Source organism: Phyllobacterium sp. (genome assembly GCF_037994425.1).
Lineage (GTDB): Bacteria > Pseudomonadota > Alphaproteobacteria > Rhizobiales > Rhizobiaceae > Phyllobacterium.
On the sequence record NZ_JBBNAM010000369.1, the window covers coordinates 1 to 18,508 of the forward strand.

The following is an 18,508-nucleotide window of genomic DNA, read 5'->3' on the forward strand; positions in this document are numbered from 1 at the left end:
GTCGCACTCGCTGCTGCGCGCACCATCGCCGATGCCGGTGCAAGCGCTGTCCGCTTCAATCCGCTCTTCATCCATGCGTCAGTCGGCCTCGGCAAGACCCACCTTTTGCAGGCAATCGCCGCCGAGGCGCTAAAGCGCCCCGAACGCGCCCGCGTCGTCTACCTCACCGCTGAATATTTCATGTGGCGGTTCGCGACCGCGATCCGCGACAACAATGCATTGTCGTTCAAGGAACAGTTGCGTGACATCGATCTTCTGATCATTGATGACATGCAATTCCTGCAGGGAAAGTCGATCCAGCATGAATTCTGCCATCTGATCAATACCTTGCTCGACAGCGCCAAGCAGGTCGTCGTCGCTGCGGACCGTCCGCCGTCAGAACTTGAATCACTCGATGCACGGGTGCGTTCCCGCCTGCAGGGCGGCGTTGCCCTGGAAATGATGGCGCCGGATTACACGATGCGTCTCGAGATCCTCAAGCGCCGTCTGGCCGCTGCCCAACTCGAAGACCATTCGCTGGATATTTCGATGGAGATTCTTGATCACGTCGCCCAGTCCGTTACCGGAAGCGGCCGCGAACTCGAAGGCGCTTTCAACCAGCTACTGTTCCGCCAGACATTCGAGCCGAACCTTTCCGTCGACCGCGTCGACGAACTGCTCAGCCATTTGATGCGCGGCGGCGAAACGAAGCGGATACGCATCGAGGAAATTCAGCGCATCGTTGCTCGTCACTACAACGTATCGAAACAGGACCTATTATCGAACCGCCGCACGCGCACGATCGTCAAACCGCGCCAAATCGCCATGTACCTGGCAAAGATGCTGACGCCGCGTTCTCTGCCTGAAATCGGTCGTCGTTTCGGCGGACGCGACCACACCACGGTCCTTCATGCCGTGCGCAAGATCGAGGACATCGTCGGCAAGGACCAGAAACTGTCGCAGGAACTCGAATTGCTCAAGCGCCTGATCAACGAACAGGCGCAATAGGACACATCTTATCAACAGAAAGCCTGCGGTATGGTACGCTGATGCCTGCCGCAGGCTTGCTTTTTGAGGCGAAGTTCTGCCAATTTGCTTGACCCTGGGGAATAAGCGCCCCGCACCGGACGAGGATTGCAAAATGCGCCGCCCTCGTTCCGGAATACAAGTCAGCGAGACCGGTTTATCATGCGTGTAACTCTTGAACGTTCCAACCTTTTGAAGTCGCTCAATCATGTCCATCGCGTGGTCGAACGGCGCAACACCATTCCGATCCTGTCGAATGTTCTCCTCAATGCGGACGGCGCCAGCCTCGCTTTGAAAGCCACTGACCTCGATCTCGAAGTGACGGAAGCAACGGGCGCGCAGATCGAGCAATCCGGTGCGACGACTGTTCCGGCGCATCTCCTTTACGACATCGTGCGCAAATTGCCGGATGGCGCCGAAGTGATGCTGGCAACCAATACCGATGGCAATTCCATGGCCGTAACCTCGGGCCGCTCGAATTTCCGCCTGCAATGCCTGCCGCAATCCGATTTTCCGGAACTCACCGCCGGCGTGTTCAGCCATACGTTCCGCATGACGTCGAGCGCACTGAAGAGCCTTATCGAGCGTACGCAATTTGCCATCTCCACCGAGGAGACCAGATACTATCTCAACGGCATTTATTTTCACGCCATTGAAAGCGATGGCGCGCTGAAGCTGCGTGCAGTCGCCACCGACGGCCATCGCCTCGCCCGTGCCGAGCTCGAAGCGCCATCTGGTGCCGAGGGCATGCCGGGGATCATCATTCCGCGCAAGACCGTCGCGGAACTGCAGAAGCTCGTCGATGACCCGGACACGTCCGTGACCGTCGAATTGTCTGAAACGAAGATACGCTTCACAATCGGGTCGGTCGTTCTGACCTCGAAGCTCATCGACGGCACGTTCCCGGATTATCAGCGCGTCATCCCCTCGGGCAATGACAAGAAGCTGTCGATCGACCGCCAAAGTTTTGCTTCGGCCGTCGACCGCGTTTCGACAATCTCGAGCGAGCGTGGCCGTGCCGTGAAGCTCACCATCGCCGACGGGCTATTGACGCTGACTGTCAACAACCCCGACTCCGGCAGCGCCACCGATGAACTTGCCGCCGATTACGACGCTGATCCGATCGAGATTGGCTTCAACGCCAAGTATCTTCTCGATATCACCGCTCAACTGACCGGCTCCGATGCGGTGTTCATGCTCGCCGATGCCGGTTCGCCGACACTGGTGCGCGATACGGGCGATGAAAATGCGCTCTATGTCCTCATGCCGATGCGGGTCTAACGCTACGAGCATTTCTTCTCATGACCGATGATCCTTTCACGGACGCGGGCAGGCCGGCCCGCGTTTCGATCAGCCGGTTGAAGCTTGCCAATTTCCGCAACTATGAGACCCTGTCGCTGCGGCTCGGTCCTTCACACGTTGTCCTCACGGGCGAGAACGGCGCGGGTAAGACCAATCTGCTTGAGGCGATCTCGTTTCTCTCCCCCGGTCGGGGCTTGCGGCGTGCCGTCTATACGGATGTCACCCGTAGCGGTGCCCCGGACGGCTTTGCCATCCATGCAGCCATTGCAACACAAGAGGGTTCTGTCGATGTCGGAACCGGGCTTGCCGGAAACCTACCCGGCGAGAGCGGACGACGCGTCCGTATCAACGGCGTGACAGCGGCGAGCGCCGACGAACTTCTCGATTACTCGCGGATACTCTGGCTGGTTCCGGCGATGGACGGTCTCTTTACCGGACCGGCTGGAGACAGGCGGCGCTTTCTCGACCGCATGGTTCTTGCCATTGACCCCGGCCATGGCAAGCGTGTGCTTGACTATGAAAAGGCAATGCGCAGTCGTAACCGCCTGCTTACGGAAGAGCGCTACGACGACGCCTGGCTCGAGGCCATCGAGACGCCCATGGCCGAGCTCGGCATTGCAATCGCCGCAGCGCGGGCTGAACTGATGCGCCTGATCAACGACATGATCGAACGCCTGCCGGATGACAGCCCGTTCCCGAAAGCTGATTGCTTGCTCGATGGTGAGCTCGAACAGCGTGTCGGCATTGAAGCCGCGACCGATGTCGAGGAAACCTTCCGACGCGCCCTTCGCGATGGGCGGAGCCGCGATCGCGCCGCAGGGCGGACGCTCGATGGGCCGCACCGCGCTGATCTCCTCGTTCGCCACCGGCCGAAGGCCATGCCCGCAGAGCTCTGCTCCACGGGCGAACAGAAGGCACTGCTAATTGGTCTCATCCTCGCGCATGCGCGCTTGACCGGCAGGCTTGTGGGTATGGCACCTATCCTCCTTCTCGATGAAATCGCCGCGCATCTCGACCAGGGACGCCGGGCAGCACTCTTCGACATAATCGAGGAGCTCGGCGGTCAGGCGTTCATGACCGGTACGGACAAGTCGTTGTTCGATAGCCTCCGGGGTCGGGCCCAATTCTTCAATGTGTCGCATGGGGCGGTCGAGCCAGGCTGATCACTATTCCCTTGGCACGTTGTCAGGTTCCGACGCCACCCTGACACCAGGCCCGGACTTGTTGGCAAAGATCAAATGCCAGATCAGCAGGATCGGCTCAAGAACCACAATACCAAGCAGTATGCCGACGAGGCGGGTGAGACCAGGCTCGGCGCTGCATTCATGTAATTGTCTGGAACGAGCACCACGAGAAACGCAAGGGCGAACTGGATGCCGATATAGCTTGTCGCCGGATTGCCGTTCTCGACATGGCGGCCAATGACTACCGCGGCGCACAGGGCAAGCGTCATAAGCAGGGGCGAATGATGGCTGCTCAAAAGGACCGCAATTGCGAGAATGCCGCCTGCGGCACAGCCAACGAAACGCATTAAAATCCTCGATGTTACCGGATGCAAGGCGCTGGCTTCGAGCGTTGCGACCGGCAACAGCATGACGGCCATGATCGTGACGCTCGATTGGCTGAGCGAGGAAAAACCTGTCCATCGCCAGATGAAAGGAATGAGCACCAAGGCGAGACCCGCCTGCATGGCGTGCAGCGCTGCGCCCTTGTGCCATAGCGCTGGCGCTTGTGCCGGAGCGGCGGGCTTTATCGTCAGTTGATCGCGCCGGAGCGCCCGACGGACAGTAAGGTTTGACAAGGCACTGACAAGGATGCAGGCAAATGTCCCAGCAAGGATCTCCACCACGCGCGACTGGGCAAAGGGCAAGACCGAGTTTCCAGGGTCCTTCATGCCTTCAATCAGGATCATGCAGAATGTGAGGCCAGTGAAAAGCCAGGCATGGCTGCGCCGGCTGACAAGCGCGAAATAGAGCGTGGCTGCCCCGATTACAGCAAGCGCGAGCGCGAGCATGAAGGGCTTGTCGGCTATGAGCGGTGCTAACACTAGAGCGACGAGCGCCCCTGCGACCGTTCCGACAATGCGGAACGTTCCGCGCATGAAGCTTTCCGATAACCGAGCGCGCAGGACCGCATAGCCGCTGAACGCTGCCCATCCCACATATTGCGCGCCGAGCGCATGGGCAAAGACAATGGCAAGCAGCACCGACAATACGCATTCGAATTCATCGATCAGCCGCGGTCCCGGCCGGCCGAGCGAACGGAGTTCGTCCGTGATCGCCTTCCAAAGCCCATGGCAGACCTCGAGTAGATGCTGCACATAGTTCATCCCGGCGTTCTAGGGCCTTTTCCACTTGAAGGGAACACCAGTCGGCGGCGCCAAATCATGTTCTGGCGCCGACACGGATTTGACGACTATTGGGCCAACAATTGTTGCAGAGCCGGCACGATGGATACCGGCGGCGGATTCCATCTGCCCGTCAGCGCCTCGGATTTAGGGCCGTAGAGCCGCATAGTCAGGTTGTACGAGCCATCCGGCGCCGGCAGCCAGTTGGCTTCCTTGTCGGTGCCCGGGCTTTTGCTCTGGAAATACAGATCCAGCGAGCCGTCGGCATTATAGTTGAACGGCATCCAACTGCTTACAGCAAACCGGTTGAGCGGGTTGCCCACTTGGAAGCCTTCCGGATCGTAGAGGGTTACCGACCAGAACGCATTGACCGGCGGCAGCGACTGCTTGTCAAAGTGCAGCGTGTAGTTCTTAGCGCCGGTAAGCGGATCGCCCTTCTCATCGGCGAGATTAAGCGGATAAATCGCATCTTCCGGCAGGTTTGCCCCGAGACCGAGCTGCGCGACTATTGCCCGCTTGAGATAGTAGTTGCCGTAGACACCCATCGTGTCGGTGTTCATCGACCAGTAATTAGCGACCCGAGCAAGGGTCGGCAATTTCCAATCCATCAGCTTGTGGGCATCGGCGGGGACATTCGCCAATCCCTTGGCAACCGCCGGATCAAGCTTGGTCTTATCGAAGCTCTTGCCCGGCTCGATGCCGATCCGCTTCATGCGCGCGATGATCGGCTGATCGGTGATGTGCGGCGGGTCAAGTTTCAGGAGCTCAGCGGCATAGGCGAAATAGTCATCCGCCCCCATGCTATCCACCGTCTTTTTCGGCGGCGTCTTCATATCGATCGAAGGATCGACCGTCACCTTGGCGGGCTCCGCGGTCTTGCCCCATTGCGATAGCGGTGTGATCTTGTAGCCCGCCTGAATTTTGTGGACTGCATCGTAATCGGCGGGTCCGTCGGTCTTGGTGCGGCCAATGATCCAGACGTGCGGTGTCGGCGCATCAATACGTTCAACGTCCTTCGGCAGGTCCTTGCCCTGCCAGCCGGGCGGCACAATTACGTAATCAGCTTTGGCCGTGCCGGTTGTACGCCAACCCGGGGACGCAAATACATCCGACCACATGTCCAGCATGGGCAACAGGTAATAGCGCCCGCCCGTGTCGGGCGCGGAAATCACCATCGGCTCCTTCGACATATCCAGCCAGGCGGAGGAATAAAGCGTATCGAAATTGGGCCGCACAACGTCCGGTAGTCCGCGGTAGGAAACTCCGGGACGTTGACGAAGGTGTTGGCCGGCCCCCGGCCCATGACTTTACCCGCTTCGATATTGGTCGCTTGCCGCCGCGTCACGTCCATCGTCACCATCGGGTAAAAATAGATGTAGGCATCGACACCGATGGTAGCCGCCTCCTCTTCGGTAATCGCCTCAGCAGCAGCGGCGCCATGAAGCAATGTACCCATGGCGATAAGCATCGCTGCCACATGCCCGATCATCTCATGTCGATCTCCCCGTTTGAAAATATTTGAAGCGCGCGCGCTCCAGTCCATTCGCGGACCTGGGTTCAGTTGTTCTTGGAATGATCTATCCGCGTCACAAGGCATGACGCCTACGCGAGCATCAAATATGCACAGGTAGTTTGCATGAAACGGAACTGCGTTCGCACAAAAGCATTCTGCGTTAACGGCGGCGGGGAACCCCATTGCACGCAAGTATGTTACCGTAACACACCTGTCGTTGGTGTCGTGTTGAGACAAGGCAGCGGCAAGAAACGTCAGACTTATCAAAAGCTTTGTAGCTAAGTCGTCTTGCAAAATAAAACTTTAGACGTACCAACTGGGGACAAGACCGATTCATCTGACCCATACATTTGTGATGGAGCGTATTCACCATGTGGAATCAGGTTTACAACCCCTTCAACAATGCCGTTCTTTCGACGCTCGCCGCCGCGATACCTGTGGTCGTCCTGCTTGCGATGATCGCATCGAACAAGGTCAAGGTACATATTGCCGCGATCATCGCGCTGATTGTTGCGAACCTTGTGGCTATTTTCATCTTCACGATGCCCGCCGGCATGTCGGTCCGCGCATCGTTGCTTGGCGTCGTCACCGGTTTCTTCCCGATCGGCTGGATCGTCCTCAATGTCATCTTTCTCTACAGGCTGACCGTCGAGAAGGGTGTCTTCGAAACGCTGCAGAATACGATTGGCGGCGTTACCCGAGACAGACGCCTGCAAATTCTTCTCATCGCATTTTCGTTCGGCGCCTTCTTCGAGGGTGCATCGGGTTTCGGCACGCCGGTGGCGGTGACGGCCGCCATTCTGATCGGCCTTGGCTTTTCGCCACTTGCAGCGTCCGGCCTTTCGCTGATCGCCAACACCGCCCCCGTCGCCTTTGGCGCACTCGGTACTCCGATCGCAGGTCTTTCGAGCGTCACCGGCATCGATCCCTTCTTGCTCGGCGCCATGGTGGGACGGCAATTGCCGTTCTTCTCGCTCATTGTTCCGTTCTGGGTCGTTTGGGCCTTTGCCGGCTGGAGGGGCATGAAGGAAGTTTGGCCCGCCATTCTCGTCACCGGCGTCTCCTTCGCCATACCGCAGTTCCTGATTTCCAACTTCGTCAATCCCTGGATCGTCGACATCGGCGCTTCGCTGATCTCCATGGCATGCCTCATCGGTTTTCTGCGTATATGGCAACCACAGGTCATCTGGACTTCCGCCAAGCTGCGCATTCGCGATGACTCGGCCAGCCAGGTACCCGCCGTAAAGACCAACAAACGCGAGCCAACCCGCGAGGAGGTTTGGGCTTCGCTCACGCCATGGATTATCGTCTGTGCGGTGCTTTTGCTTTGGGGAACCGACTGGTTCAAGGGCATGGTCAATCCGTGGGCGACTCTGAGCTACGAGGTACCCGGCCTCAACAATCAGATCATGAAAGTCGCGCCGATCGCCGCAACTCCGACGCCGGAAAAGGCCGTTTTTGCCTTCACCTGGCTTTCCTTCACGGGCTCGGGAATGCTGATTGCCGCGATCATCTCCGGCTTCATCATGGGCTATACGCCACTTGAATTGATCAAGGCCTATGGACGCACGATCAAGCTTTGCGCCTATTCGCTCATCACAATCTCGGCCATGCTTGCCATAGGGACCCTCACCCGCCTTTCGGGAATCGACGCAACGCTCGGCCTCGCCTTTGCCGCAACTGGCGTGCTCTACCCGTTCTTCGGAACCCTGCTCGGTTGGCTTGGCGTGGCGTTGACGGGCTCGGACACGGCATCCAACGTGCTCTTCGGTAATCTTCAGAAGATAACGTCCGAGCAACTCGGCCTGTCGCCGATCCTGATGGGCGCGGCCAATTCGTCGGGCGGCGTCATGGGCAAGATGATTGACGCCCAGTCCATCGTTGTCGCTTCTACCGCGACCAACTGGTACGGACATGAGGGCACGATCCTGCGTTTCGTCTTCAAGCACTCGATCGTGCTTGCCTGCCTCGTCGGCATTCTGGTCATGCTGCAGGCCTATGTCTTCACCTGGATGATCGTCACACCGCCTTGATGCTTCGACGCTGCAAGTAAAAAGGGGGCCACGGGCCCCTTTTCTGTTTTGCTGCGATGCCCCGAGGTTTATGTCCGCGTGATGGAGGCGCCACCATCCACCAGCGAGGCGGTACCGGTAACGAAAGAGGCGTCATCCGAAGCAAGGTAGAGCACAGACCGGGCCAGTTCCTCTGGTGTTGCCACACGCTTCAGCGCGTGCAGATTGGTAATGAACGCCTGCGACTCGGCGGTATTGTTCATTTCACGATACATGGCTGTATCAACTGCACCCGGCAGAATCGCATTGACGCGTATATTTTGCTGCCCGTACTCCGCCGCCAGCGCCTGCGTCAGGCCGATGATGCCGGATTTGCTCGCCGCATAGGCAGCGACGCCCGGAAATGCAAAACTGTAGCCGACAAAGGTGGAGGTGAAGATGATCGACCCGCCTCCATGCTTCAGCATTTCTGAAACCTGATGTTTGGCGGCAAGGAACGAGCCCGTCAGGTTGATGGCAATGGCATCGTTCCAGCCAGCTTCCGAAACACCGGTCGTTGGGCCCGCCTCGCCTAGTATTCCGGCATTGTTGAAGGCAATGTCGAGCCTGCCATACTGTTCAGCGGCAAGCTGCACGAGGCCCTTGGCATAGTCTTCCGAGCGGACGTCCCCAGCCAGCGCAACGGCGTCGCCGCCATCTGCTTCAATCTCTCGAACGAGGTCAGCAAGTTCTTCCTTCCGACGGGCGCCCACCACGAGCTTTGCGCCCTCTTTAGCGAAGAGCTTGGCGGTCGCCCAGCCGATGCCGGCGCTTGCGCCCGTAACAATCGCCACTTTTCCTGATAATCTGCTCATAGTCTTCTCCTGATATTATGTGACCCGTCGTTGCTTCTGAAATTGGCGATTGGCGCGGGTTCGATGTAGATGGCGGATAACGGAACTTGTTTTCGGAATAGCCGAACAATCACCGGAACCGGTGGCGTGGATGCGCGTTTGGCAGCATGCTAGCCTTCCCGCTCAGAATCAAATCCCCCCAAGGAGCCGTGAATGTCCGACCTCTCTACGTTTCCCATTGCCACCCGCTGGCCGGCGAACTATCCCGACCGGCTCCAGCTCTATTCTTTTCCTACCCCAAACGGCGTCAAGGTATCGATCGCGCTTGAAGAAATTGGCCTGCCGTACGAGCCGCATGCAGTCAATATCGGCCAGAACGAGAGCTGGACGCCGGAATTCCTCTCGCTCAATCCCAACGGCAAGATACCCGCGATCATCGACCCCAATGGGCCAGGGGGCAAGCCGCTCGGTCTGTTCGAATCCGGTGCCATCTTGCTCTACCTTGCTGACAAGACCGGAAAACTCATTCCTGCCGACCCTGCTCTTCGCTATGAAACCATTCAGTGGGTGTTTTTCCAGATGGGGGCGATCGGGCCAATATTCGGGCAGGTAGGGTTCTTCTATAAGTTCGCCGGCCGGGAAATCGAGGACAAGCGTCCACTCGAGCGGTACCGGGACGAATCGAAGCGTCTCCTCGGCGTCATCGAGACGCGGCTCGCAGGACGCGACTGGATCATGGGCGACGAATACACCATTGCCGACATTTCCATGCTCGGCTGGGTGCGCAACCTCGTCGGGTTTTACGGGGCACGGGAAATCGTCGAGTTCGACAGTCTGAAACATGTACCCGCCTGGCTCGAACGGGGACTAGCGCGCCCAGCCGTGCAGCGCGGCCTCGATATTCCGAAGCGGCCTTCAGCATAATCGACGGCAGAGGCGGGGGATGGCGCGCAAAAAGGTCATACTGAGCGAGGTCGCCGAACTTGCCGGCGTCGGTATTGCCACGGTCGATCGCCTGCTGAACGAACGCGGCAACGTCAAGCCGGAAACGGCGTTGAAGATCATTCGCGCCGCGCGGCAGCTTGGTCTCCAACGCATCCTTCCCGCAACCTATCATAAGGGTCTTCGCCTGGAGGTGATCCTCGCGCGGCCCTACCTGCCGCTCATCAGGCGCATGAACCAGGCGTTCATGCAGCTGGCGCCAAGTCTCGACCGATCAGTCACCATACAGCGCAGCCTGCTCAAGGACGACCAGGCCGAACATATTGCCGAACGCATCCGCGCCACGACGTGCAATTCCGTCATTATCTATGCACAGGAGGATCCCGCGATCATCGAGGCCGTTGGCGAGGCAATGGCCGCCGGCATTCCCGTCATCACCGTTATTTCGGATCTGCCGACATCATCGCGGTTCGCCTATGCCGGTATTGACCATTACGCAGCAGGGCGGACCGCCGGCTATTTCATGTCGAAGTTCGCACGGGAACCCGGACCGGTTATCGGCCTCTGCTACGATCTTGGGATAAGGGGGCACGCCGACCGCATCCGGGGCCTTACCGATGCAATGAATGCGCATGGCGCCGGGCTTGCATTGGCTGAACGGCTGGAGGGTCGCGACGATTCCGAAATTTCCGAGCGACTGCTTGTCGATGCGCTGAAGCGCCATCCCAATGTGGCCGGCATTTACAATGCCGGCGCTCCTAACGACGCCGTGGAACTGGCGCTGCGCAAGAGTTCGCTGCAACACCAACCAATCTTCATCGGGCACGAGTTGACGCCGCAATCGTGCAAGATGCTGCGCGAAGGGACAATGACGTTGGCCATCGACCAGAACCCGGAGCGGCAGGCGCGCCTTGCGGTCGATATACTTCTGCATCATTTCGGCTATGCCGAGCACCCCGAATTGCAGGCGCCGTACAACTCCACCATCGACTTCACCCTCCACGGACCGGAGAATATCGGTGAAGGCGACTGATGGCAGCTCGCGTTCCTAACCAAGTGATATCAGAACCTTGCCATCTTCAACCTTGACCGGATATGTGCGCAAGTTCACGCAGACGGGAGCGCCCTTGGCGGTGCCCGTACGATAATCGAAGCGCCCATTGTGTTTTGGACACTCGATCACATGGTCCATGACCAGCCCATCCGCCAGATGGACCTTCTCATGGGTGCAGAGGCCGTCGGTGGCGTAATACTCGTCCTCCGGTGAGCGAAAGACTGCGAAGGTCCGTCCGTCGTGGTCGAAACGGATAACGTCCTCTTCTTCAATCTCGTCGGCGTCACACGCTTCGATCCAGGTCTTCGAGATCGCATTCATCGTCTGTTCTCCTCACATTCTGTTCATTCGGCCGGGGCGGCAAAGCGCAGATCGGGGCCAGGTTGTGCGCTTCCAGGCAGCGCGCGCTGGACGAAATAGCTGGGGTCCTTCACCTGCCGGATGAGGGCCGGAATGATTTCGCGGTAGACGGCCCAGATCGATGGATAAACCGGCGGGCATTGATCCTTGATCATCGCATGCAGCTGCGGCAGCGCGTAAAATGGCACCATCGGAAACATGTGGTGCTCGATATGGTAATTCATGTTGATGTAGAGAAATCGGAACACCGGGTTGGTGTCGAACGTTCGCGTGTTGAGACGGTGATCGTATACGTCCTCGTCCAGCCCCGCGTGCTGCGTGATATTGAAGAGCTGGGCCAGTGGGCCGCCATAAAAGCGCGGCAGAACGATGAACATTGCCGGTAGGATCGACGCAAAATACCAGCAGGCCGTTCCGGTGGCGAGGAAGATCCCAACATAGATGCGCGACGACCAGAACACCTTCGGCTTTTCGCTTTCGGGAATGAAGTGGCGTCCTTCCTCGTTGAGGCTACCAGAGGCGTGGCGGAGGATAGACGCAATCTGAATCGGGCCCGACTTGAGAAAGAAGAAATCAAGAAGGATACCCGGGATGTCGGGCGGGCGCGGCACAGCGATCTCCGGATCCCGGCCGACAATGATGGTGTCGGTGTGATGGCGGGAATGGCTCCAGCGCCAATAGTAGCCCTCATGCAGCGTCATGAAGCCATTGACGTGGTAGAGGGCCTCGTTGATCCAGCGGGTCTTGAACGGCGTACCGTGCGAGAGTTCATGCGCACGATGATCGCTCGCAGCGTAGAGCACTCCATAGACAGCAAAGAAGGGAATGCACCATAGTGTACCCCAGGACATGAAGGCGCCGGTACCCGATGCGGCAAGCAAGGCAAGCCAGAGGCCGAAATGGCGCAACGAAATCGCGTCGGAGCGCTTCATCAATTGCTTGAAGACCTTGCGGTCGACCGTTGCGGAAAACCATTCAGACTCGACGCGCTTTTCAAAGCCGTCGTCGGTCAACTCCGCAGCGCGCGCAGCGTCGCCAACAAGCGCATAGCTCCTCGTCATTTTTTCTCCTCCGCAGAAGTCCTTCCAACGAGTATTTTTCGTCGGTGACATGAAAATACCGGTCCTGGCGCCGTCAGGTCCATTTGGATTGTGATGGTTTTCCATCACGAGGTTGTCGATGGCTTTTGCGATGATTTTGGACCGTGGGTGTAGGAGAAACCCGGTCTTATTCGTCCCTAGGTAAACAGCCGCAAGGAAGCGCCCATGAACAGGACGATCAAAATCGAGGTCGAGAACGTCAATCATCCCGGCAGCCGCAAATGGGTTGACCGGGCGATGTATGACGCGATGCGCAATGCCTATCTTAAGGTCGTTCCGGGGAACCCACCGGGCATGACGCTGGCGGAAATCAGTGAACAGCTGGTCGGCCGCCTTCCAGACGACCTGTTTCCGAACGGAGCCAAGGCGGGCTGGTGGGCCACGACAGTTCAACTCGATCTGGAGGCGAAAGGATTGGTCAAACGGGGAAAGACGAGCCCGATACGGGTGCACCGGCGCTGAGATTCGAGACCGCCGCTCCAGTCAATGCAGCGATATGATGCCGTCCACGGCGCGCCATTCGCGCGGTGAAATAAGATGCTGATGGACGATCCGGACCGAATGCAGCGGCCCCTCGATGTCCTTGCACCAAAAATCAAGAAATCCTTTCAATTCAGGGAAAGTCGGAGCAAGATCGTACTCCTGCCATATGTACAGCTGCAGAAAGCTTGGATGGTCGGGAAGACGATAATGTATCTCGGCTGTTGTCAGCCCGTAGCCTTTTAGCTGAAGTTCGAATGCTTTGCTTGTCATGAATATTTCCCTTGTGGATCAACTCATGCGTCACCCTGAATCTCGTCCGATTCCGCTGTGTTTTCAAGGGAAATTACAAATCTTGGTGAAAGGGAGGAAATAAGGACCATGGCTGCAAAAGAAGTGAAATTCAGCACGGAAGCGCGTGACCGCATGCTCCGCGGCGTCGATATACTTGCCAACGCCGTCAAAGTCACACTGGGGCCAAAGGGGCGCAATGTCGTGATCGACAAATCCTTCGGCGCGCCACGCATTACCAAGGATGGCGTCACGGTCGCCAAGGAGATCGAACTGGAAGACAAGTTCGAGAACATGGGCGCACAGATGCTGCGCGAAGTTGCCTCGAAGACCAGCGACGTTGCCGGTGACGGCACGACGACGGCGACGGTTCTCGCCCAGGCTATCGTTAGGGAAGGCGCAAGGTCCGAAGCGGCAGGCATGAATCCCATGGATCTGAAGCGCGGCATCGACCTTGCGGTGGAGGCCGTGGTTGCGGAGCTGAAGCGCAATGCCCGCAAGATTTCCAACAATTCCGAGATTGCCCAGGTGGCAACGATTTCCGCCAATGGTGATACTGAAATCGGTCAGTACCTCGCTGATGCGATGGGAAAGGTCGGGCACGAGGGTGTGATCACGGTCGAAGAGGCAAAAACCGCGGAGACTGAACTTGAGATCGTCGAGGGCATGCAGTTCGACCGCGGCTACCTTTCCCCCTATTTCATCACCGACCAGGACAAGATGCGCGTCGAATTCGAGGACCCGTATATCCTCATCCACGAAAAGAAACTCTCTAACCTCCAGGCAATGCTGCCAATCCTCGAAGCTGTCGTGCAGTCGGGAAGTCCCTTGTTGATCATTGCCGAGGATGTGGAGGGCGAGGCGCTGGCAACGCTTGTCGTCAACAAATTGCGCGGTGGGCTCAAAGTGGCGGCGGTCAAGGCGCCGGGATTCGGCGACCGGCGCAAGGCCATGCTCGAGGATATCGCAATTTTGACGGGAGGCACGGCGATCAGCGAAGACCTCGGCATCAAGCTTGAAAGCGTCACCCTCAACATGCTCGGCCGTGCCAAGAAGGCAATCGTCGACAAGGAAACGACAATCCTCGTCGATGGGGGCGGCTCGAAGGCGGAAATCGACGCTCGCATCGCCCAGATCAAAGCGCAAATCGAGGACACGACCTCGGACTATGACCGGGAAAAACTGCAGGAGCGCCTCGCGAAACTTGCTGGCGGCGTTGCCGTGATCAGGGTGGGCGGTTCGACCGAGGTCGAGGTTCGCGAAAGGAAGGACCGCGTCGACGATGCCCTTCACGCGACGCGGGCGGCCGTCGAAGAGGGAATACTACCCGGAGGGGGCGTTGCCCTCTTGCGCTCCGTCAAGGCGCTTGACGGCTTGCAGGCGAAAAATGCAGACCAGCGCGTCGGCATCGAAATCGTGCGCCGCGCCATCGAAGCGCCGGTACGCCAGATTGCCGAAAATGCCGGGGCCGAGGGATCCTTGATCGTCGCGAAGCTGCGCGAAAACAATGACTTCTCGTTCGGCTGGAATGCCCAATCCGGTCAGTATGGCAATCTCTACGAGATGGGCGTGATCGATCCGGCAAAAGTGGTGCGCAGCGCCCTTCAGGGCGCTGCATCCATTGCGGGACTTCTCGTTACGACTGAGGCAATGGTCGCCGAAATTCCAAAGAAAACCGCAGCGCCAGCAATGGCGGCGGGGCCCGGCATGGATTATTGACACCGCCGCTATAGCATTAATGCAACTTTTTGGTTGCGTATTATGTCCGCGTGAGACATATTAAGCGCAACCAGGAGGTTGCATTATGATAACCGATCGCATTGAGAAAAGCATTGAGATCAATGCTCCCATCGAACGGTGTGGCAGGCCTTGACCGACCATAAGGAGTTTGGCGAATGGTTCCGGGTCAAACTCGACGGGCCATTTGTTGCGGGCGAGAAATCCACTGGCCACATCACCTATCCAGGCTACGAACACATCAAATGGCAGGCGATGATCAAGACCATCGACCCGCCACACCGTTTCGTCATGACCTGGCATCCCTACGCCATCGACCCTGAAATCGACTATTCCGGGGAAACGCCGACACGCGTCGAGTTCCGGCTCGAGCCGATCCCGAGCGGAACGCGCGTAACCGTGACAGAGTCCGGTTTCGATGCAGTGCCTAAACACCGCATGCCTGAAGCAATCCGCATGAACGAAGGCGGTTGGGAGGAGCAGGTCAAGAACATCAAAGCCTATGTCGAGCGATAATATGGAGCGGCCGGGTCATTTGCCCGTACAGCAGGCGCTCGTGTTTGCTGCGCTCGGCGATCCGACGCGCCTTGCCTTGCTGATGCAATTGAGCGATGGCCGGACCAGTTCGATCGCCGGGCTTTCAGGCGGTTCCAAGCTAACCCGTCAGGCAATTACCAAGCACCTGCATGTTCTTGAAACCGCGGGCCTCGTTATGCGCAGCAAGGTTGGACGCGAAAGCCAGTATGCCTTCCGGCCCGAGCCGATCGAGGAAGTACGAGCTTATCTCGATCGTGTATCCCACCAGTGGGAGGATGCCCTGTCGCGCCTGCGTGTTTTCGTCGAGGGTTGAGCCGTTCGCATTGTTCGCCCAAGCCAACAGGACTATACTTTTTGGCGGGGATGCGGAGGGAGCAATTCGCGGCCACCGGCACACCGCCGTGCCGCGGGGGAGGTTTGCGATGACCACTTATGTTGTTCTGTTGAACTGGACGGAGCTTGGCCTCAAGAACGCCGTAGACTCGCCAAACCGGCTCGACGGGGCCAAGAAAATGCTCAAGGAAATGGGCGGTTCGTTCGACCATTTTTATCTCACCATGGGTGAATATGACATGGTGGCCGTTATGACGGCACCCGACGACGCGGTGATGGCGCGATTTACCCTTGGCCTTGGACAAAGGGGCTTCGTGCGCACGCGAACGCTCAAGGCATTTCCCGAGGCGGCCTATCGCGAGATCATCAAGTCGCTCGGCTAATAGATCTTACAACTACGAGCTGCGTTGGAGCCGCGGAGCGATCACGGCTGCGGCTTCTGCGCTGAAACCAGGACGGCCGGGACGGCAATTTGATATGAGCTGCCCCGTTGCCATTTGCTCGCCCCCTCGACGACCGCGGCGTGGATGCGTTGGCGCGCCTCGGGGGTCTGATGCTCCAGCAACATCACGAGGCGCACCGCGCTCTTGTAGATCATGTCAACGATCGCCTCGGGTGAATTGTATCGCCAGACCAACGGGATCTCATTAACCTCGACACGAGTGAAGCCAGATCCTTCCAGGACACGCGTGCTCTCTGCGGCGTCGCTGAAACGGAAGAAGGGCGGTGCTGGCGGCAACGCCACGTCCATCCTGCCATGCGTGTTTATCGCTCCAAAGACGATCTCATAGAACTGGTGCCGCTCCGGTGGCGCCCAGACGGTGAATGCATAGCGTCCACCCGGTGCAAGGACCCGGAAGGCCTCGGCAATCGCCTTCTCCGGTTCGGCCATGTGCAGGAGGCCGAAAGCGCAGATCACGGCATCGAAGCTTTCGTCTGCGAAAGCGAGAGCCTCCGCATCACCTTCATCGAACTCTATGTCTGGATAATTCCGGCGCGCTATCTCGACCATCGCGGGTGCGAAATCGACGCCGACTGCAGTGCTGCCTCGCGCGTTCGCCCGACCCGCTCCATGTCCGGGTCCGCAGGCGACATCGAGGAGACGCGTTCCAGTGGACGCCTGTACCGCATCGATCAGGGGATCGATCGCACCGACGGTGACCGCGCCGAAACCCGAGCCATAGGATACCGCCTTTTCGATCCAGCCCGCGCGCTCCAGATCCTTGAATGAAGGCAATTTTGCCATGGCCGATCCCTATGAGACCTTGCGCACTTCTCCGGCAAAGGTGCTGAGACCCAGCCATTGCTGCATGGCGTTCGCGATGTTTGGATCGCCGTCGAATTCGATCCGCCCCGCTTCGACCTCGCGCCGCACGGCGGAAAGCCCCATCCAGATCGCTGTCATGCTCTTCAGCGAACTCGTAACCAGCAGGTCCACATCGAACCCCGGGTCGAAGCCGCAAAGATCGACAGAGGCACCATCGACGACCATCCAGTAGTTCTGTTTGGCTTCCGGTAACTCGGGGTACAGAAATTGTATCGTGCACCGACGTTTCGGCAGCGGCCTGGGATTGAGATTGCGGCGCATATCCCACATCAACAGCGCGGGATCGAGGTTGCGCAACGACAACTGCGATTCCACCCAGCGCTGACCCCACGTGCCGATGCCCAAGACGATTGGACGCAAGTCCTCTCCCGCCGGCGACAGATGATATTCGGTCGTGCCGTTGGCGTTGGCGACGACCTGCACCACCCCTGCCCGCTCGAGCTCCTTCAAGCGCTTGGATAGAAGCGCTGGCGACATGCGCGGCACGCCCCGACGCAGATCGTTGAAACGTGTCGTACCCATAAGCATTTCGCGGATCACAAGCGTCGTCCAGCGCGAGCACAATATCTCCGACGCCATCGCAACCGGGCAGAACTGCCCGTATCCTCCACGCTGTTCCATTGTTCCCACCGGCCTTCCAGACCTTTTTGTTGAGGCGAGGATAACCCAAATCCCGGTTGAATCCTACCGTGACGACATTTCTTGTTACGAATTGCTAGGACTGGGCATCTGCGGATAAAAGTGTCGAGGTCTTGTAAAGCTGGCTGGTAGAAAGGTTGACCGGACCAATGACGGATAGATCTAAGAAAGCTCCTTCCACTGTTGCTCTGGGCACGACCAAGAGGTCGGCGAACGTAGCAAAGAAAGCCGCCGCCAAGTCGTCTGCCCGTAAGCCCGCCGATGCTGGTACGGAGGTCACGCTGCTTTCCGGTGGCAACCCTAAGATCGCGAAAGGCGACGGCGACGTCCCCGTGCAAGCTTATATCGCGGCCATGCCCGGCTGGAAAAGCGATGCCGGTCGCCGCCTTGACGCGCTGATCGTGCGGACCATCCCCGACGTGCGAAAGGCAGTGAAATGGAATTCGCCGCTCTATGGCATCGAGGGCCAGGGATTTTTTCTCGGCGTCCACTGCTTTGCCAAATACATAAAGGTGGCATTCTTTTACGGCGCGTCGCTGCAGCCCTTGCCCCCCGTCGCGTCCAAGGACAAGAACACCCGGTACTTCCATATCCACGAGAACGACGACGTCGACCAGGACCAGTTGGCGGCGTGGATCCGCCAGGCTGCTGCCCTTCCCGGCTGGGTGCCCTAATTCATTAAACAATATAGCCTGT

Annotated in this window: 18 protein-coding genes and 2 pseudogenes; 12 read left to right on the top strand and 8 right to left on the bottom strand. The window is 58.5% G+C overall.

What is annotated here, in order from left to right:
• The 3 genes from dnaA to recF all read left to right on the top strand — a co-directional run.
• Nucleotides 1-987: chromosomal replication initiator protein DnaA (gene dnaA / locus AAAB35_RS24660; RefSeq protein ID WP_340670934.1), on the top strand; the 987-nt coding region annotated here is incomplete at its 5' end.
• Between the two features lie 180 nt (nt 988-1,167).
• Nucleotides 1,168-2,286: a DNA polymerase III subunit beta gene (gene dnaN, locus AAAB35_RS24665; protein ID WP_340670935.1), complete on the top strand. Its 1,119-nt coding sequence runs from the start codon at nt 1,168-1,170 to the stop codon at nt 2,284-2,286.
• Between the two features lie 20 nt (nt 2,287-2,306).
• Complete coding sequence (recF, locus tag AAAB35_RS24670) at nt 2,307-3,470, top strand: DNA replication/repair protein RecF (protein ID WP_340670936.1); 1,164 nt, start codon at nt 2,307-2,309, stop codon at nt 3,468-3,470.
• Nucleotides 3,471-3,553: 83 nt separating this feature from the next.
• Here the strand turns inward: recF and AAAB35_RS24675 are convergent, their stop codons facing one another.
• A complete protein-coding gene (locus tag AAAB35_RS24675; RefSeq protein WP_340670937.1) occupies nt 3,554-4,636 on the bottom strand; it encodes an FUSC family protein in 1,083 nt (360 codons plus the stop codon).
• Nucleotides 4,637-4,722: 86 nt separating this feature from the next.
• Nucleotides 4,723-6,143, bottom strand: a pseudogene (locus tag AAAB35_RS24680) (DUF1254 domain-containing protein).
• Nucleotides 6,144-6,538: 395 nt separating this feature from the next.
• On the opposite strand from AAAB35_RS24680, the gene AAAB35_RS24685 reads away from it, so the two are divergent.
• Nucleotides 6,539-8,200 (top strand): L-lactate permease, encoded by a 1,662-nt coding sequence (locus tag AAAB35_RS24685; protein WP_340670938.1) that lies wholly within the window; start codon nt 6,539-6,541, stop codon nt 8,198-8,200.
• 68 nt (nt 8,201-8,268) lie between these two features.
• Here AAAB35_RS24685 and AAAB35_RS24690 read toward each other — a convergent pair whose 3' ends face one another.
• Nucleotides 8,269-9,033: an SDR family oxidoreductase gene (locus AAAB35_RS24690; protein ID WP_340670941.1), complete on the bottom strand. Its 765-nt coding sequence runs from the start codon at nt 9,031-9,033 to the stop codon at nt 8,269-8,271.
• Nucleotides 9,034-9,225: 192 nt separating this feature from the next.
• Here AAAB35_RS24690 and AAAB35_RS24695 point away from each other — a divergent pair, with 192 nt between their 5' ends.
• Both AAAB35_RS24695 and AAAB35_RS24700 read left to right on the top strand, forming a co-directional pair.
• Nucleotides 9,226-9,936, top strand: coding sequence for a glutathione S-transferase N-terminal domain-containing protein (locus tag AAAB35_RS24695; RefSeq protein WP_340670942.1), 711 nt, complete (start codon nt 9,226-9,228; stop codon nt 9,934-9,936).
• A 19-nt stretch (nt 9,937-9,955) separates the two neighbouring features.
• Entirely contained in the window at nt 9,956-10,987 is a 1,032-nt protein-coding gene (locus AAAB35_RS24700) for a LacI family DNA-binding transcriptional regulator (RefSeq protein ID WP_340670943.1), read from the top strand.
• A 15-nt stretch (nt 10,988-11,002) separates the two neighbouring features.
• Here the strand turns inward: AAAB35_RS24700 and AAAB35_RS24705 are convergent, their stop codons facing one another.
• Together AAAB35_RS24705 and AAAB35_RS24710 are read right to left on the bottom strand one after the other, a co-directional pair.
• On the bottom strand, nt 11,003-11,320 hold the full coding sequence (locus AAAB35_RS24705) for a MocE family 2Fe-2S type ferredoxin (protein WP_340670968.1): 318 nt from the start codon (nt 11,318-11,320) through the stop codon (nt 11,003-11,005).
• Nucleotides 11,321-11,352: 32 nt separating this feature from the next.
• Nucleotides 11,353-12,429, bottom strand: a complete 1,077-nt coding sequence (locus tag AAAB35_RS24710) for a fatty acid desaturase family protein (protein WP_340670945.1) — start codon at nt 12,427-12,429, stop codon at nt 11,353-11,355.
• 204 nt (nt 12,430-12,633) lie between these two features.
• Between AAAB35_RS24710 and AAAB35_RS24715 the strand changes: the two genes are divergently transcribed.
• A complete protein-coding gene (locus tag AAAB35_RS24715; protein WP_340670946.1) occupies nt 12,634-12,930 on the top strand; it encodes a hypothetical protein in 297 nt (98 codons plus the stop codon).
• A gap of 21 nt (nt 12,931-12,951) precedes the next feature.
• Here the strand turns inward: AAAB35_RS24715 and AAAB35_RS24720 are convergent, their stop codons facing one another.
• A complete protein-coding gene (locus AAAB35_RS24720) occupies nt 12,952-13,221 on the bottom strand; it encodes a protein usg (protein WP_340670948.1) in 270 nt (89 codons plus the stop codon).
• Between the two features lie 108 nt (nt 13,222-13,329).
• On the opposite strand from AAAB35_RS24720, the gene groL reads away from it, so the two are divergent.
• The 4 genes and pseudogenes from groL (at nt 13,330) to AAAB35_RS24740 (ending at nt 16,229) form a co-directional block, all read left to right on the top strand.
• Nucleotides 13,330-14,958 (top strand): chaperonin GroEL, encoded by a 1,629-nt coding sequence (gene groL / locus AAAB35_RS24725; protein WP_340670949.1) that lies wholly within the window; start codon nt 13,330-13,332, stop codon nt 14,956-14,958.
• An 88-nt stretch (nt 14,959-15,046) separates the two neighbouring features.
• Nucleotides 15,047-15,492, top strand: a pseudogene (locus AAAB35_RS24730) (SRPBCC family protein).
• A complete protein-coding gene (locus tag AAAB35_RS24735) occupies nt 15,479-15,826 on the top strand; it encodes an ArsR family transcriptional regulator (protein ID WP_340670950.1) in 348 nt (115 codons plus the stop codon). The pseudogene AAAB35_RS24730 and the gene AAAB35_RS24735 overlap by 14 nt, the downstream one beginning before the upstream one ends.
• 109 nt (nt 15,827-15,935) lie before the next feature.
• Nucleotides 15,936-16,229: a GYD domain-containing protein gene (locus AAAB35_RS24740; protein ID WP_340670951.1), complete on the top strand. Its 294-nt coding sequence runs from the start codon at nt 15,936-15,938 to the stop codon at nt 16,227-16,229.
• A 41-nt stretch (nt 16,230-16,270) separates the two neighbouring features.
• Here AAAB35_RS24740 and AAAB35_RS24745 read toward each other — a convergent pair whose 3' ends face one another.
• Nucleotides 16,271-17,092 (bottom strand): class I SAM-dependent methyltransferase, encoded by an 822-nt coding sequence (locus AAAB35_RS24745; protein ID WP_340670953.1) that lies wholly within the window; start codon nt 17,090-17,092, stop codon nt 16,271-16,273.
• A gap of 9 nt (nt 17,093-17,101) precedes the next feature.
• Nucleotides 17,102-17,794, bottom strand: coding sequence for a helix-turn-helix domain-containing protein (locus AAAB35_RS24750; RefSeq protein ID WP_340670955.1), 693 nt, complete (start codon nt 17,792-17,794; stop codon nt 17,102-17,104).
• A gap of 167 nt (nt 17,795-17,961) precedes the next feature.
• Here AAAB35_RS24750 and AAAB35_RS24755 point away from each other — a divergent pair, with 167 nt between their 5' ends.
• On the top strand, nt 17,962-18,486 hold the full coding sequence (locus AAAB35_RS24755; protein WP_340670957.1) for a DUF1801 domain-containing protein: 525 nt from the start codon (nt 17,962-17,964) through the stop codon (nt 18,484-18,486).
• Nucleotides 18,487-18,508 lie beyond the last annotated feature (22 nt).